General features: G+C 37.6%; 14 protein-coding genes and 1 pseudogene. 10 read left to right on the top strand and 5 right to left on the bottom strand.

Annotated elements, in window-relative coordinates; translation table 11 throughout:
- Positions 1-517: 517 nt before the first annotated feature.
- Both AAHB12_RS16900 and AAHB12_RS16905 read left to right on the top strand, forming a co-directional pair.
- Positions 518-793 carry an ArsR/SmtB family transcription factor gene (locus AAHB12_RS16900; RefSeq protein WP_342046149.1) on the top strand — a complete coding sequence of 92 codons (276 nt, stop codon included), beginning with the start codon at positions 518-520 and terminating at the stop codon, positions 791-793.
- A gap of 489 nt (positions 794-1,282) precedes the next feature.
- Positions 1,283-1,507, top strand: a complete 225-nt coding sequence (locus AAHB12_RS16905; protein WP_342046150.1) for a hypothetical protein — start codon at positions 1,283-1,285, stop codon at positions 1,505-1,507.
- A gap of 146 nt (positions 1,508-1,653) precedes the next feature.
- Here AAHB12_RS16905 and AAHB12_RS16910 read toward each other — a convergent pair whose 3' ends face one another.
- The 3 genes and pseudogenes from AAHB12_RS16910 to AAHB12_RS16920 form a co-directional block, all read right to left on the bottom strand.
- On the bottom strand, positions 1,654-1,848 hold the full coding sequence (locus AAHB12_RS16910) for a YkvS family protein (protein ID WP_342046151.1): 195 nt from the start codon (positions 1,846-1,848) through the stop codon (positions 1,654-1,656).
- A 576-nt stretch (positions 1,849-2,424) separates the two neighbouring features.
- Positions 2,425-2,748 (bottom strand): annotated as a pseudogene (locus AAHB12_RS16915) (recombinase family protein); the annotation flags it as partial.
- A gap of 24 nt (positions 2,749-2,772) precedes the next feature.
- Positions 2,773-3,393, bottom strand: a complete 621-nt coding sequence (locus AAHB12_RS16920; RefSeq protein WP_342046152.1) for an NAD(P)-dependent oxidoreductase — start codon at positions 3,391-3,393, stop codon at positions 2,773-2,775.
- A gap of 123 nt (positions 3,394-3,516) precedes the next feature.
- On the opposite strand from AAHB12_RS16920, the gene AAHB12_RS16925 reads away from it, so the two are divergent.
- The 4 genes from AAHB12_RS16925 (at position 3,517) to AAHB12_RS16940 (ending at position 7,231) form a co-directional block, all read left to right on the top strand.
- Complete coding sequence (locus AAHB12_RS16925) at positions 3,517-4,515, top strand: IS200/IS605 family accessory protein TnpB-related protein (protein ID WP_342046153.1); 999 nt, start codon at positions 3,517-3,519, stop codon at positions 4,513-4,515.
- Between the two features lie 5 nt (positions 4,516-4,520).
- The gene (locus tag AAHB12_RS16930; protein ID WP_342046154.1) at positions 4,521-4,835 is read left to right on the top strand and encodes a hypothetical protein; all 315 of its coding nucleotides are present in this window, start codon (positions 4,521-4,523) and stop codon (positions 4,833-4,835) included.
- 371 nt (positions 4,836-5,206) lie between these two features.
- Positions 5,207-5,533, top strand: a complete 327-nt coding sequence (locus AAHB12_RS16935; RefSeq protein WP_342046155.1) for a VOC family protein — start codon at positions 5,207-5,209, stop codon at positions 5,531-5,533.
- A gap of 312 nt (positions 5,534-5,845) precedes the next feature.
- Positions 5,846-7,231 carry a DUF2252 domain-containing protein gene (locus AAHB12_RS16940; protein WP_342046156.1) on the top strand — a complete coding sequence of 462 codons (1,386 nt, stop codon included), beginning with the start codon at positions 5,846-5,848 and terminating at the stop codon, positions 7,229-7,231.
- Positions 7,232-7,708: 477 nt separating this feature from the next.
- Here AAHB12_RS16940 and norA read toward each other — a convergent pair whose 3' ends face one another.
- Positions 7,709-8,899 carry a multidrug efflux MFS transporter NorA gene (gene norA / locus AAHB12_RS16945; RefSeq protein WP_342046157.1) on the bottom strand — a complete coding sequence of 397 codons (1,191 nt, stop codon included), beginning with the start codon at positions 8,897-8,899 and terminating at the stop codon, positions 7,709-7,711.
- A 110-nt stretch (positions 8,900-9,009) separates the two neighbouring features.
- Here norA and AAHB12_RS16950 point away from each other — a divergent pair, with 110 nt between their 5' ends.
- Positions 9,010-9,837 carry a MerR family transcriptional regulator gene (locus AAHB12_RS16950; RefSeq protein ID WP_342046158.1) on the top strand — a complete coding sequence of 276 codons (828 nt, stop codon included), beginning with the start codon at positions 9,010-9,012 and terminating at the stop codon, positions 9,835-9,837.
- 501 nt (positions 9,838-10,338) lie between these two features.
- Here AAHB12_RS16950 and AAHB12_RS16955 read toward each other — a convergent pair.
- Entirely contained in the window at positions 10,339-11,241 is a 903-nt protein-coding gene (locus AAHB12_RS16955) for a LysR family transcriptional regulator (protein WP_342046159.1), read from the bottom strand.
- Positions 11,242-11,398: 157 nt separating this feature from the next.
- Between AAHB12_RS16955 and AAHB12_RS16960 the strand changes: the two genes are divergently transcribed.
- The 3 genes from AAHB12_RS16960 (at position 11,399) to AAHB12_RS16970 (ending at position 14,318) form a co-directional block, all read left to right on the top strand.
- Positions 11,399-12,136, top strand: coding sequence for an SDR family oxidoreductase (locus tag AAHB12_RS16960; RefSeq protein WP_342046160.1), 738 nt, complete (start codon positions 11,399-11,401; stop codon positions 12,134-12,136).
- A gap of 31 nt (positions 12,137-12,167) precedes the next feature.
- Entirely contained in the window at positions 12,168-13,013 is an 846-nt protein-coding gene (locus tag AAHB12_RS16965) for an SDR family NAD(P)-dependent oxidoreductase (RefSeq protein ID WP_342046161.1), read from the top strand.
- Between the two features lie 123 nt (positions 13,014-13,136).
- A complete protein-coding gene (locus tag AAHB12_RS16970; protein ID WP_342046162.1) occupies positions 13,137-14,318 on the top strand; it encodes an MFS transporter in 1,182 nt (393 codons plus the stop codon).
- Positions 14,319-14,347: the final 29 nt, after the last annotated feature.

Below are 14,347 nucleotides of genomic sequence, written 5' to 3' on the forward strand. Positions count from 1 at the left end.
GGAACGTTTGTTCTTATCCTGCTTATTTTATGACTTTTACCATGTTTTAATTCATGAAAGATATTAAACTGAGGCTGAAATGATTCAAAAATCCTTAGCGTGTTTTTTTCTGTTTCGCTGGAGGTACATCTTGTAGGAGATGAAACTTTATATGTACAATCAAAAGGAGAGTAGGATATGCTCGTGTCTCAACATCTGTTCAGAATTTAGATTTACAGATGGATGCATTTTCGACAATCAGACGATATTGTAGTTCATTTTCTATATCGGCCTTAATTCCCTTTTGAATTAAGATGTAAAATAGAAAAGCACTTAACATTATAAAGTATGATTTACATTATATGTTATAATTTTTGAATATAAATAATACGATTATAGAGTGTAGGGATAGGACTGAACGGCATAATTGTGTAAGTAGATTGCAACAAAAAAGTTATTTGATCGTATCAATATATTAATATCTTCGTAACATTAATGCATTATGATGAAAGGGTGAAAAGAGAAGGGGAATAATGAAATGAATATTGAAAAATTTAATGATAGCGCAGACCTGTTAAAAGTAGTTGCCCATCCTGTAAGACTTGCACTTGTAAAATTCATGATCGAAAACGGCCCGTTAAATGTAACTTCTCTTTACGAGGAGTTCGGAATGCCACAAAGTACAGTTAGCCAACATCTATCGAAATTGAAGTCTGTCAAGGTTATTTCAGGAACACGCAAAGGCTTGGAAATTTATTATGAGGTAAAGGACAAGCGAGTGGAAACTATCCTTGATGCGGTAATCAGTGCCTAAGTATTAGCTATTGGTGCATACATTCATCAGAGGCGAGTCGCTGCGGCGGTTCGCTTTTTATATGCTTAAGACCTTCCTAATCTAATTATGAGTTGAAATCTCCATTTCATGTAATTGCAGCTGTACGTTTATTACGGTTGTTTCTGGAAAGGCCCCCTTTTACAGCAAAGATTGTGAAGAATTGTACTTAATTCCCCCCTTAAAAGTGAGGTTCCTTGCGAATAAATATAAGTGGTCGATACAAGGGAGTGAGAGAAATGAGAATTTCTATACCCGATTTTATAGTTATCTTTTCGGGTTTTATCTATGGCATTTATGAAATATTTATAGATGACACACATGTCTATATCACAAAAATAGTAGGAATGCTGTCCTTAATTTTATCATTATGGGTACTTGTTTCATGTATAGAGTCTAGAAAAGACAAAACAGAACACTAATTGCATACTTAATGCAATATATAAATTTTGCGAAAAGGGAAGATTAAAGGTGAAGGAATTTACTGTTTGCTATACTTTGGATAATGAGATTCAAAAGGAAACAATCATAAAAGGGTTAGATGTAAACAAGGAAGAGATTGTACAAGAAGTATTAGAAAGGATGGAATGCAGCCAGTTTTTTATTGTGGCCAATCAAAAAGGAGGTTCAATTATAGACTCTTCTTTAGTACGCTATGTACGTGTTATAAAAGAAAAAGTGTTAGTTCATATATAATACCTATAATTCAGTAGGTAGTAAATCAACAAAAGAGCTTACATACGTGTAAAAACGGGTCATATTCTGGATGTTATTTCTAGATTATGACCCTGTTTCATTTGTACCGGGATCTATCCTTCTATCGGTGGAGGCACATTTTCACTTCATGCATAATCAATAACCTTATAATTTTTATGCGCTACAACTGTTCTATTTCCCTCAAACTCCAATTCTGTCTTATTTTCGGTTACATTTACAATAACTGAATTTTGATTGATTTTCTCTACGATCCCTTTGATTCCATCCTTAAAAAGGATATGATCTCCTATTTGTGCTATCTTTTTTACCTTGAGTATCATGTTTTCACTCCAATCAAAAAAGTACATTTTCTAGTTTGTTATTATTTGGTTGTTTTTCTTCGTGCAAATGGGTCAAGGCATGCTACACAAAATTTAACATTATGTTTCTGAATTTAAACATTCTAATGTCATGTCATTTCATCTTTTCTTTATGGTTTAACTATGGAAACTATTCTTGCCTTTTGTTGGAGAATACCTTAGAATATCTAACTTATCATAACTTGTTTACAGTTTAGTTAATGAAAAATAACAGTTTGACTAAACCTTGAATAAGAGTGTAACAAAACACAGACTATGACCCAAAATTACATGTATCTCGGTCGAATCCCTAATTCAGGATTCGGAAAGAAACAGAGGATAGATTTGTTTACATACGGAGTTTATAGTAGTTAGGTGAAAGTATGAAGAAAAATAATAGTAAGAATTTAAAACACAAAATCATAAAAAAGCGCGAGAGGTTATTTGTATAGAGATTGGAACTTGGCTCAGTACCAGCGCCCGTGTAATTAGAGGGGCAAAGTAGACAGTACTAATCAGATAATATCTCTACTTTGCTTTCCTCGTTGTTTGTTTTCCTTAGTTATTCTTCTGTACCTTTCGATATAGAGTCATACGGGAGATACCAGCTTGCTCTGCTGCATCCGTACGAATCATCCCTTGATCTACAAGATATAAGGCATAATTAACTTTTTCCTCATCGGTTTTCGGCCTTCCAGGAAGCTTTCCTCGTTTCCTTGCAGCCAAAATCCCCTCCTTTGTCCGTTCAGAGGTTAAATCCCTTTCAAGTTGTGCAATTCTAGCAAAAATAGTAAACAGCATTTTTCCATGTGCTGTTGTTGTATCAAGCCATGATTCCTTTAGGCTTTTCAAGTGTGCTCCTTTTTGAGAAATAAGTTCCGTGCCAATAACCAAGTAGTAATAGTATTAGTAAGCGATGCCCACACGTGATTTTATATAATCGTTACTTTTTATCTGGCTAAATGTAAATTCTGCTGTATCCGGTACGGATATTTCAACACCGTCTTCTGGCAAAAAATTACGGTCTACACGATATTTACCTACACTTTCTCCATCCGGTAAATACGTAGGACAGACAATCGTCCATTCGAGTGTTGATTGCTTGAGCACATCGTAAACTTTATGATGTTCTTTCGCTGCACGGGTTGACTTACGCTTTGATTCACTTGATTGATAACGCAGAGAATTTGGCGTGGTTCTACTTTGCAGAATACCTGCAGTTCCTATAGTTATTATTCGTTTTATACCTTCGTTTTCCATTGCTTCGATAATAAGTGGCATACTTTCTGATAGAGTAGTTGTGCCATCAGTATTTAGTGCACTGATAACTACATCAATCCCATGTATTGCACGTACGATATCATCTTTATTTAAAACATTACCTTGAATAATAGTTAAATTTTCATTATTTATTTTAATCTTCTCGGGAGTGCGAACTAATACAGTAACACGATGTCTGTCACGAAGGGCATACGTAACTATCTGACCTCCAACTCGTCCAGTTGCACCTAAAATTAAAATATTCATGAGAAAGAACCTCCTTTTGCTAATCAAATATTATCTACCCTACACTTTAAAAGTTATTATATCGTCTTTTTCAACTCATGGGGGTTAGAAGTTTAAATAAGTGCGAGCCAGCTTCAATATCCTTTGATTTTCAACAATCGGGTGCATCAAACAGCTTCCGGTGCGGTATATGCGCTTCATCGTAAGAACGAGACACAGGTTTGGTTCTCCCCCTACCTGTTTGAGCATCGGCATATAGATAAAGAGCTCAAACGTCTCAAGGCAAGAATCGGACAACTCCGGCATCGTCTCCTTCGGCAGGAGCAGAAAAAGGAGAAACTAAGACGAGAGATTCCTTCGGTTTTGTTCGGCTCTCGTTCCTTCTTTCGTAAGCAATATACAATGCGTAAGGATCAAAAGAGTTATGTGGCGTGGAGACATGCATTCTGTTACAAAAGAAACGCCAAGATGACGCTCTCTGGACGGAAGGATGCGAAGTATGGGAACTTTGTGTTCCAATATGATGCACAAAGCCAAACCTTACACGTCAGAAGTATTACGGGGCGAGCGCTTATACTTCCGTATGTGTATTTTCCTTATGGACAAGACCGGGTGCAAGAATCTATCGCCACGCAGCTTTCCTGTCAAAATAAAAAGAAGGATGGCCAGTCAATGGGTTGGTCTATCGAAGACCATGGTACGTACTATATCATCAAATGTATCGTAGAAGAGCCAGAACATCCTCATCTCAATCACTCAAAAGCAGATGGTGTCATCGGTGTGGACGTTAACTACAATCATATTGCCTTCTCCCATGTGAATGGACAAGGACAATTACTTTCCTCCTCTTGTCTCTATTTCTCCTTAGAAGGAAAACGAAGCGGACAAATCACAAAAATTCTAGAAGCAGAAGCGATTCGTTTGGTGGACATCGCCGTTCAAAGGAATAAGCCGATTGTGTTAGAAGCATTGGATACAACCCTCTCCAAGTCTGCCGGACGTTACCGCAATCGGAAGCAAAATCGAAGAATGAGCCTGTTTGCCTATAAAAAGATGCAGGATAGCATTCACAGCCGAGCTGCCAAAATGGGAGTCGCTGTATTTGAGGTGAATCCTGCCTTCACAAGCCAGATTGGGAAGTGAAGTATATGAAACAGATGCATATTTCCATCCATCAAGCAGCTTCTTATGTCATTGGCAGACGCGGCATGAACCTGAAGGAGCAAGTGCCAAAGGTGTTGCAAACCTATACAGAATGTAAGGATGGGGAGCATCACTGGAAACAATGGAGTGTGTTGACAAAAGCCTTCAAAGTGCTTCGTCCGCACGTATTCTATCATGTATCGGGCCAATCTTATCCATTATTCAACAAAGAGATTTGTAACTATGGGCTGACACAAGCAGAACGTGATATTTTGCAGAAGTATGTACCAAAAGTTTGGTTAGAAGAAGGGGAAGCCTGACTTCGTTTGGAATGGCATTATCTGTTCTTGCATCACCATCATTTTGCCGCAAAAGCCAGAAGGATTGAGCTTCAGAATGGTGGGTGCATTGGTGCAAGAACATCGCAACACGTATAGGGTGAAAAAAGAGAAGCAACTATCACTACTTGTATGAGACAAGGTCACCTCGGTGACTTTGTCACGTATAAGGAAGTGTGAGCTCTCCCTATTTGCCCCATGAGAAGCCTGTTGAACGGCTCTGTATTTCGTTTCCTAGGAAGAAGATACGGAATCCCCCACCTCAAGGAGCGTTAGCGAGTAGGTGGGGGTAGTTCAATATAGATGAACGAGGAAGACATCAAACATAAGGTCTATAGAAGACAGAAGAAGAGGTGCATAAATGTCATTTTGCCTTTGATGTTAACTTAGAAGACCTTCGAGAAGCAAAGAATTGGTTGAATAAAAGAGGGATTGAAACGAAGCTAGCATTTGGTAGAGATGGCTCAGAGCCCATTGTACATGCTTGGACACCATGGGCAGTGATTTATTTTGATGATCCAGGTGGTAATGAACTTGAATTTTATAGTTATTTACCCGGTAAACCCAAAAGAGTTTCGCATACTCCAACTCTTAGCGAATGGGAAAATGGATTACAAAAACAATTAGTAGATAATATTGCAACTTCTTCAGTTCACGGGTGCTATTATGGAACAACATAAATAAAATCCTGCATATGTAATCCATTCGGAGATTGCGAGAAACCTAGTGTTGACGCGGATGCCCAAGGGAATCGACTTCCACTAATACGGGATTATGTTAACTATATGTGTATAGAATATACATGATTCCTTGTTCAAAGGGCGGGTTAGTTGAAGGGTAATTTCCACAAAAGGGAGAATTAGACATCCTCCTTAATCAATTTGCTAGAACTCCCTGCAAGAATGTCGAACTTATGATAGAGTTATCATAAGTTGGAAGAATATACAAAATGGTTAAAGAAACGAATTATCCTAGTTTAGGAGGAGAGTTTGATGGAATCAAGTATTTTAGACAGGGTGAAAAACACAAGAACGACACTTCGAAATCAAATCATCGAAACGATTTTAAATGAGTTTGACGAGCAATGTATGAAGCTTGATCCAGATAAAAGAAAAGAAAAGTACAAAAAAATGCTTGAAAGCCCCTTTCGATTTTTTAGAGGTAGCGCTTATTTATTTTATTATGACATGACAAATTTACACTTCCAGTATCATACACCTGAAGATAAGCCAACTTGGATACAAGGCGATTTGCACATGGAGAATTTTGGCGCATTTCAGAATGAACGGGGAGAAATTGTTTTCGATGTAAATGATTTTGACGAAGGTTATATAGGATCTTATTTATTTGATGTGTTGCGTATGTCGGTTAGTGTTGCATTATTTTGTGATGAACTTTCTTTGAGTGAAGAGGAACAAAGAAAGAGAATTAGCAAATACCTTGAAGCTTATTATCTCCAGTTGAAACGATTTAAAAAGTTAAAAGATGATCCGTACTCCTTAGCATTTACGGCGGAAAATACTAAAGGTCCCGTAAAGAAAATATTGAAAAAGCTACTGAAAAGACAAAGTAATCATCTGTTAAAGGATATTACCTGCATTAATGAAGAGAACAAACGGGTTTTTGCCTGGTCAGATGAGATTCGTCCTGTAAGTGAGGAAGAGCGTAAAAAGTTTGAATCTTTCATTGAGAATTACTACCAATCCTTGGATGCGGAAGACAAAAGGGATTTATCTTATTATACGATAAAAGATATTGCCAGAAAGTACGGTTCTGGAACTGCATCGATTGGACTTGATCGATACTACATTTTAATTGAAGGCGGCAAGGAAGCAAATGGAATAGATGATTTAGTTCTTGAAGTAAAAGAGGTTCGTACGCCGATTCCAGCTTATTTTCTTCCTTATCAAAATGCCTTTTGGAAAAAATATGAACATCAAGGGGAGAGGGTCGCTGCCACGCAAAAAGCCATGCATCATCTTGAAGACCCTCATTTAGGCTTTCTGACAATCGATGACCGACACTTCTATGTTCGAGAACGGTCACCATATAAGAAGAAAATAAAAGCGAATCAATTTGAAACATTGAAAGATATCGATTCTACTCTTGAAATAATGGGAAAAATTACAGCAAAAATTCATGCACGTGCTGATGTGGATTTTCAATCAGATTTGTTTTCTTATCACAGTGAAGAAGAAATATTAAAAGCGATTGGCGAAGATTTTGATACATTCTGTGCCCAATTAGTAGTTGTTTCTTTTGCCTATAAGGAACAAATAAAAAATGATTATGAATTGTTCAGTCAATGGGTTGCAAAAGCATTTGGAGAATTAGAGACACTACAAGACCCAAAACAAATACCAGAAGAAGCCCTGTAAACCTTCGTCGCCAGCTAGATCCGTTCCGTAATGCAAAAAGGAATGCTTGTGATCGGATATGTATAAATTGTTGAGATGGTAGATTATTGGTTTTATACTTGGTTCCCGAATTCTTGAAATTTCAAATCATAAGAAAAGACTAGGATGCAAAAAAGCTTGATTTTTCAATACTTAAAGGTACTTTAGGGACTAAAAAAACAGGAGTCAGCAGTTATAGCTCAGATGCTTAAGACCCTTACAGCGAACGGAACGCCTATTAAGGATATTGCGCAAATGTGAGGGAGTTCTCGTACCACAGTTTATCGCTATCTAGAAAAATTGAAGTAGGTAGGATATGTAAAAAATAGGCTATCCATTAGATAGCCTATTTTTATTTTGTTATTTTTTCCGATTTTAATTGTTTGTGGCAATCAGGGGTATGCATAAAAACATATATAAACTCAACTTGATATGGAGAAGCAGTTATGATAGGCCTGCCTACAAAACCATGCCTTTCACTTCACTAGAAGAATTATTTGCCGGATTCTTCCAAAATAATGTTAAAGCTATGCCTGGAGCTAATACTACCGTTGCAAAATAGTAGGGGTAGTTAATATCCATATCAAACAATATCCCCCCTAGAATTGGTCCACTAATGTTCGCTAAACTTGTAAACATAGAGTTCATCCCACCAACGAAGCCTTGTTCGTTCCCTGCGATATTCGAAAGATATGATGTAACAGCTGGGCGGAATAAATCGAATCCTACAAAAACAATAAATGTAACAAGTAAAATAGAAAAATATGAATGAACAACGGTCATTAAAAAAACAAGTAGGGCTGACAGTATTAAGCTGTATCGAATGAGTTTAATTTCACCCCAAATTCGAGTTAGTCTATCAAATAGTATAATCTGTGACACTGCACCGAAGATTGCACCACCTGTAATAACAATGGCTATATCAGATGGTTTAAATCCAAATTTGTGATTCACAAATAGACTAAAAAACGACTCAAAAGCTGCTAAACCAAGGGAGGTAACAAAAATTAAAATAAACGCAATGAAATACTTTGGTACAGTAATACGTTTGAAGCCAATCCTACCTTCTAAGGTTTGCTCATCATTTTTTTCTGTACGATTTGGTTCAGATAATAAAATAATAGACAGTATAGCAGCCATTGTGCCAAGTGCACCTGCAAAGAAGAATGGTAGACGCGTCCCATATTCCGCTAAAAATCCACCTATACCTGGACCTATAATAAATCCCGTACTAATAGCAGCCGACATATAACCGAGTGCTTTGGGACGAGTATTCAAATCTGTTAGATCTGCAATAAAGGCTGTAACAGCTGGCATAATGAATGCAGCACTAATTCCACCTAAAATACGAGAGATAAATAACAATTCAATTCCCTTGCCGAATCCAAATAAAAATTCTGATATACCAAAAATAAATAAGCCAATTACAATCATAATTTTTCTACCCAACTTATCTACTGCTTTTCCTGCAAATGGTGAAACAATTAATTGAGCAACTGCAAAAGCAGCTGTTAAATATCCGACTGTTGTTCCAGTTATGCCTAATTCAGTCATCAGCGTAGGTAAAATGGGGATTACTAGACCAATTCCCAAAAAGGCAATGAATAAGTTCATTAATACTAATCCTAAGGCGATTTTATGAGTCTTCATCTTCCATATTCTCCTCAACAAAACTAGTTACTATAAACAAACTGGATTTGTTTACAATTTTCATCCTAATGTATATAGTAACCATATAGTCAAGGGTGGTGCTGTAAAAAATGAGTGAAAAAGATGGGAAATATTTAACTACAGGTGAATTTGCGAAGCTTTGCAAGGTAAACAAACAGACGCTCTTTTATTACGATCAAATTGGACTTTTAACTCCGGTATTGAAAAATGAAAAAGGGTACCGTTATTATTCTATTCGCCAAATAGAATTGTTCTTTGTTATTGACTTGTTGAAGGAGCTTGGTATGTCGCTGAATGATATTCAACAGTACATGCAAAACAAATCACCTGAAAGTTTTTTGTCATTAATGTACCAAAAAAAAGAAGAAATTGTGAAAAGGCGTCAGGAGATCGAAGCGAAGGAAAAAATGATTGAGGCAAAAATTGCATTAATGGAAGAAGCGTCAAACCTTGATTTTTCTCAAGTTACGCTTGAGCAATTACCAGAAGCAACACTTTACTTAAGTAGAAACATTCAAAATATAAGTGATGAAGAATTTGTAGAGGTCATTTCAGATTTTATTAACGAGTTGAACGTATCACATCTTGATTCAGGATATCCAATAGGTGTTATAACGAAACGAGAGCAAGTAATAAGGGGAGAATTCTCTAATTATAGCTATTTATATATTGAGCAACCAAACCCAAAGGTAGGGTATCCATATTTTCAAGCTGTAAAGGGGGAATTTCTCATTGGATATCATATTGGGGATGAGAAAACAATACATAAAACATATAAGCGGCTTTTTTCAGAGATGGAACGCTTAGATTTATCCCTAGGTGATTATGTTTTTGAAGAATATATCTATGACACAGTAGTAAAGAATCATACGGAACATTATGTCACCAAAATTATGATGCAAATCAATCAAAAATGATTTTAATAAACATTTACATTTAAACAGGTAATAGCTAGCTCCTTTCGTAATGTAGCTCTGATTTGGTTTGTTTTTTTCAGCAAACAGTCTAACCAAATTAACCTACGGTGTTACGAGAGGTCTATTTTATTGTTTTGATGTGTGTGACTTTCTCTTTTATTTGTCGGATTTCTTTCATAAATTATTCGTCGCTGTATATTAAAATTAGGATACTGTTGAATGACAACAAAGTTGTTTCTTTTATAACAAGATTGTTGCGCAAACGATCCATATAATCGAATAACTCACTTCCAAGACTATTGGATAATTATATAGGGCAGCTTATGAAGATTTGTATTTAAAGTAACGGACAGGTTAGTTTAAGTGAAAACATTCACAATGTTGATTCTTTATTAAATTGAAAAAGAAGAATGAACATAGTGTTCATTCTAGTCTTAATTCTTCTTTTGCCTAAATATATTCAACAATTCCATACTGACCCAACAGATGCTTAGATTGCCGTCATTTCAAAGAATTTGAAAATTTCGTCTGAATTTCTTTTAGAAACTTATCAGCAGCAGCGGAAAAAACCTGATGCTTTTTCCAAACAATATTTAAGCCAGATTCAAGTCTTGGCTCTAACGGTCTAAAACAAAGATTACTATCACTAGACGTATTCACTATTTTATCAAGGGTTATTGCATAACCAATGCCCTCATCAACCATAATGGCAGCATTATATGCAAGATTGTATGTAGTCACGACGTTTAATTTATCAAAATCTTCACCGAACCAATCCGCAAATTCGTTTTTAGAAAATGTCTGTTTCATAGCCTGTCGTGAACAGATTACCGGAACATTTAATAAATCCACCGCTTGAATAGTATCTTTGAAAGCAAGAGGGCTGTCTTTCCTCATAACAACGCCCCAAACATCTTTGGCTGGGATATCGATATAATTGTATTTTGATACATCAGCTGGTTGAATTAAAATACCAAAGTCAAGCAATCCTTTGTCAAGCCGTTCCGTCACATCGTCTTCATTTCCACTGTAGAGATGATACCGTATATTTGGGCAACTTAACTGTAAATCTTTTACTACCCGTGCAATCTGTCTCATGGCGTCTGTTTCCCCACCACCTATATAAACATCACCACTTATTGTTTCTTCCATGAAATTAAATTCTGCCTCCAATTTATCGACCATATCAACGATTTCTTCTGCTCTCTTTCGCAGGAGCATTCCTTTATCTGTAAGAATGATACTGTGACTACTGCGAATAAATAGTTTTTTCCCTAACTCTTGTTCAAGATCTTTTAATTGTCTTGACAAGGTTGGCTGTGTAACATGCAAAAACTCAGCGGCAGCCGTCATGCTGCCTTCTCTTGCAACAGTAAGAAAATATCGCAAAACTCTAAATTCCATATAACATTCCTCCTTTATAATGTTTTAGTATATACATTTCAGATATGCTTATCAAACATATCTTGATATAAGATATAGGTATTTGATATATGAAGAAAGTGTAACTAGAATAAATAACAAAAGGTGAAAACAACAGTAAGAAAGGATGTTATCTAATATGTCTACTATTCAAGATAAAGTGGTTGTCATTATGGGTGCATCAAGTGGGATTGGTGAAGCAACTACCAAGAAACTTGCACAAGAAGGAGCAAAATTAGTCATTGTGGCTCGTCGTGAAGACCGCTTGAAAGCACTTGTTGAATCATTACCAAACACTGATATTTCTTATGCTGTTGCAGATGTAACGAATAATGAGCAAGTTCAAGCAGTTGTTAATTTGGCAGTCGAAAAATATGGACGTGTGGATGTGCTCTTTAATAACGCCGGAATCATGCCACAAGCTCCGCTTTCAGACTTGCGCATAGATGAATGGCGTCAAATGTTGGACATCAATATCATGGGTGTTTTAAATGGAATAGCTGCGGTGTTGCCTATCATGCAAAAACAACAATTCGGTCAGATTGTTACAACTGCTTCCGAAGCTGGACATGTTGTTTTTCAAGAAGGCGCTGTTTATAGCGGAACAAAGTTTGCCGTTCGTGCCATCATGGAAACATTGCGCCAAGAGGAAAGAAAAAACAATATTCGCAGCACACTTATCTCTCCAGGAACGGTAGACACTGAACTTCATCTAACTATTAATGACCCTAAAAGACGTGAATGGATAGAGAATCTTCAGCATACTATCGGTTTAAAATCAAGTGATGTAGCAGATGCCGTAGCTTATGCCATTAGCACTCCTGGTACGGTTAATGTAAGTGAAATTCTCTTGGTTCCAGCCAAACAAGTTGACTAATGGTTGTTAATAACAATAGGAGGAATTATATATGACTGACAATAAGAAAGTTTGGTTTATCACAGGTGCTGGACGTGGAATGGGCGTAGATTTCGCAAAAGCTGCTCTTGCCGCAGGTTACAAGGTCGTCGCCACTGGTCGTAATACCGAAAAAATAGCCAAAGTCCTTGGTGGTGACGAAAACCTGCTAGTCGTAAAACTAGACGTCACCAGCCCGGCTGATGCCGAGGCAGCCGTCAAAGCTGCAGTTGAAATGTTTGAAAAGATTGACGTACTCGTCAATAATGCTGCGAACTTCTATGGGGGCTACTTTGAGGAACTGACCCCGGAACAAATCGAGTCGCAATTGAGGACGGCCCTCATCGGCCCAATGAACGTTACCCGAGCAGTGTTGCCTGTAATGCGCAAGCAGCATTCCGGTCACATCATCTCGGTCTCTTCAGGCGCCGGCCTTTCCGGATTCGAGTTTAATACCGCTTACGCCGCGTCTAAGTTCGGTCTCGAGGGATGGATGGAGTCACTGCAGCCTGAGGTCTCGCCGTTCGGTATTCATACCACAATTGTCAACCCAGGGATGTTCCGCACTGAGCTTCTCACGAAGGAGTCGGCGACCTACGCGGATCCTTCGATTGAGGACTACTTCGGCCGCAGAGAAAGAAATCAAGATGCGTATAATGCTCAGAATGGAAAGCAGGCCGGTGACCCGGCCAAGCTCGCCGAGGCACTGATCAAGATCTCAAAGGAAGAGCGGCCTCCACGTCGCTTCATCGCCGGCGCTGACGCCGTCGGTATCGCAGAGCAAAAGATCGCCGATCTCAAAGCGCAGATCAAAGCATACCGAGACATCTCGACGTCTATGGCACACGAGGATGCATAAGCTGTCAGACGGATGTTAACTGAGTTCTTTGGAAGAACGATTAAAATAAATTGCCTCCATTGATTTTTTGGGGGCAATCTCTATTTAAGGGCACATTTTTTAGAAGATAGGAGTTGTTTTTATTTGGCTAAACAAAATAAGTGGTTGATTTTTATATTAACAGTGGGGGTTTTCGGCATCTTAAATACGGAGATGGGGGTTATTGGGTTATTGCCTTCCATCTCAGATTACTTTGATGTCAGCATATCAAGGGCAGGATTACTGGTGAGTCTTTTCGCTCTTACTATTGCGGTATCTGGACCAACGATGCCGTTATTATTATCCGGGATCAATCGAAAGAAGGTCATGTTACTTGTATTAAGTGTTTTCGTTGTGGGAAACATCGCATCCGTATTTGTAACTAACTTTAACCTTCTATTAATAATTCGTATCGCGCTAGCTCTTTTCCATCCAGTTTATTGTTCCATGGCATTTACCGTAGCCGCTTCCTCAGTAAAACCTGAAGAAGCTCCAAAAGCCGTTTCAAAAGTATTTATAGGTGTATCTGCTGGTATGGTAGCCGGCGTCCCAATTGCAAGTTTTATAGATAGTGCTGTTTCGTATGAAATGGCGATGGCATTCTTTGCTATTGTAAATACAATTGTATTGGTCGCTACATTGATTTTTGTACCATCTATGCCTGTTGAAGAAAGACAATCTTACGGTGAACAACTTGCTGTATTAAAAAAATCCATTATATGGGTTTCTATAGTAGCTGTAATTTTATTAAATGCATCCGTATTCGGGGTATATAGTTATATTGCTGAGTACCTGGAAACTGTTACCCAAATGTCTCCGAATATCATCAGTTTAACGTTATTCGTTTTCGGTGGAGCTAATATTATTGGAAACATCGTTGCAGGGAGGGTACTCACTAATAGTCCTATTAAGTCCATCTTAACTTTTCCTTTGTTATTGGGTGTAGTTTACATCCTTTTATTCTTCACTGGAGAGTTTGCTGTCCCTATGGTAATAATTACTTTCCTTTGGGGAATATTGGCTGGAGGAATCATGGCTAATATTAATCAATATTTGATTTCATCTTCAGCTCCAGAAGCTCCTGATTTCGCCAATGGTTTATTTATATCAGCATGTAACGTAGGAACAACAGTTGGCGCAGCTGCAGGTGGATTATTCATTTCAGAAATGGGCACACCATACGTCGTATTAGTAGGAACCCTATCCGTAATCCTAAGCCTTGCTGTTATCCTACTAAGAAACAATATGTTTAATCCTTTAAGACAAGCAAAAAAGCTTTTTAATTAAGTATTTTTAATTAAGTACATATTCACGAA

The sequence above is a fragment of the Bacillus sp. OTU530 genome (assembly GCF_038440375.1).

Excerpts from the sequence above, each read along its gene's own strand:
- AAHB12_RS16900 (WP_342046149.1), top strand. The coding sequence starts at position 518 with ATGAATATTGAAAAATTTAATGATAGCGCAGACCTGTTAAAAGTAGTT.
- AAHB12_RS16910 (WP_342046151.1), bottom strand. The coding sequence starts at position 1,848 with ATGATACTCAAGGTAAAAAAGATAGCACAAATAGGAGATCATATCCTT.
- AAHB12_RS16920 (WP_342046152.1), bottom strand. The coding sequence starts at position 3,393 with ATGAATATTTTAATTTTAGGTGCAACTGGACGAGTTGGAGGTCAGATA.
- AAHB12_RS16930 (WP_342046154.1), top strand. The coding sequence starts at position 4,521 with ATGAAACAGATGCATATTTCCATCCATCAAGCAGCTTCTTATGTCATT.
- AAHB12_RS16940 (WP_342046156.1), top strand. The coding sequence starts at position 5,846 with ATGGAATCAAGTATTTTAGACAGGGTGAAAAACACAAGAACGACACTT.
- norA (WP_342046157.1), bottom strand. The coding sequence starts at position 8,899 with ATGAAGACTCATAAAATCGCCTTAGGATTAGTATTAATGAACTTATTC.
- AAHB12_RS16950 (WP_342046158.1), top strand. The coding sequence starts at position 9,010 with ATGAGTGAAAAAGATGGGAAATATTTAACTACAGGTGAATTTGCGAAG.
- AAHB12_RS16955 (WP_342046159.1), bottom strand. The coding sequence starts at position 11,241 with ATGGAATTTAGAGTTTTGCGATATTTTCTTACTGTTGCAAGAGAAGGC.
- AAHB12_RS16960 (WP_342046160.1), top strand. The coding sequence starts at position 11,399 with ATGTCTACTATTCAAGATAAAGTGGTTGTCATTATGGGTGCATCAAGT.
- AAHB12_RS16965 (WP_342046161.1), top strand. The coding sequence starts at position 12,168 with ATGACTGACAATAAGAAAGTTTGGTTTATCACAGGTGCTGGACGTGGA.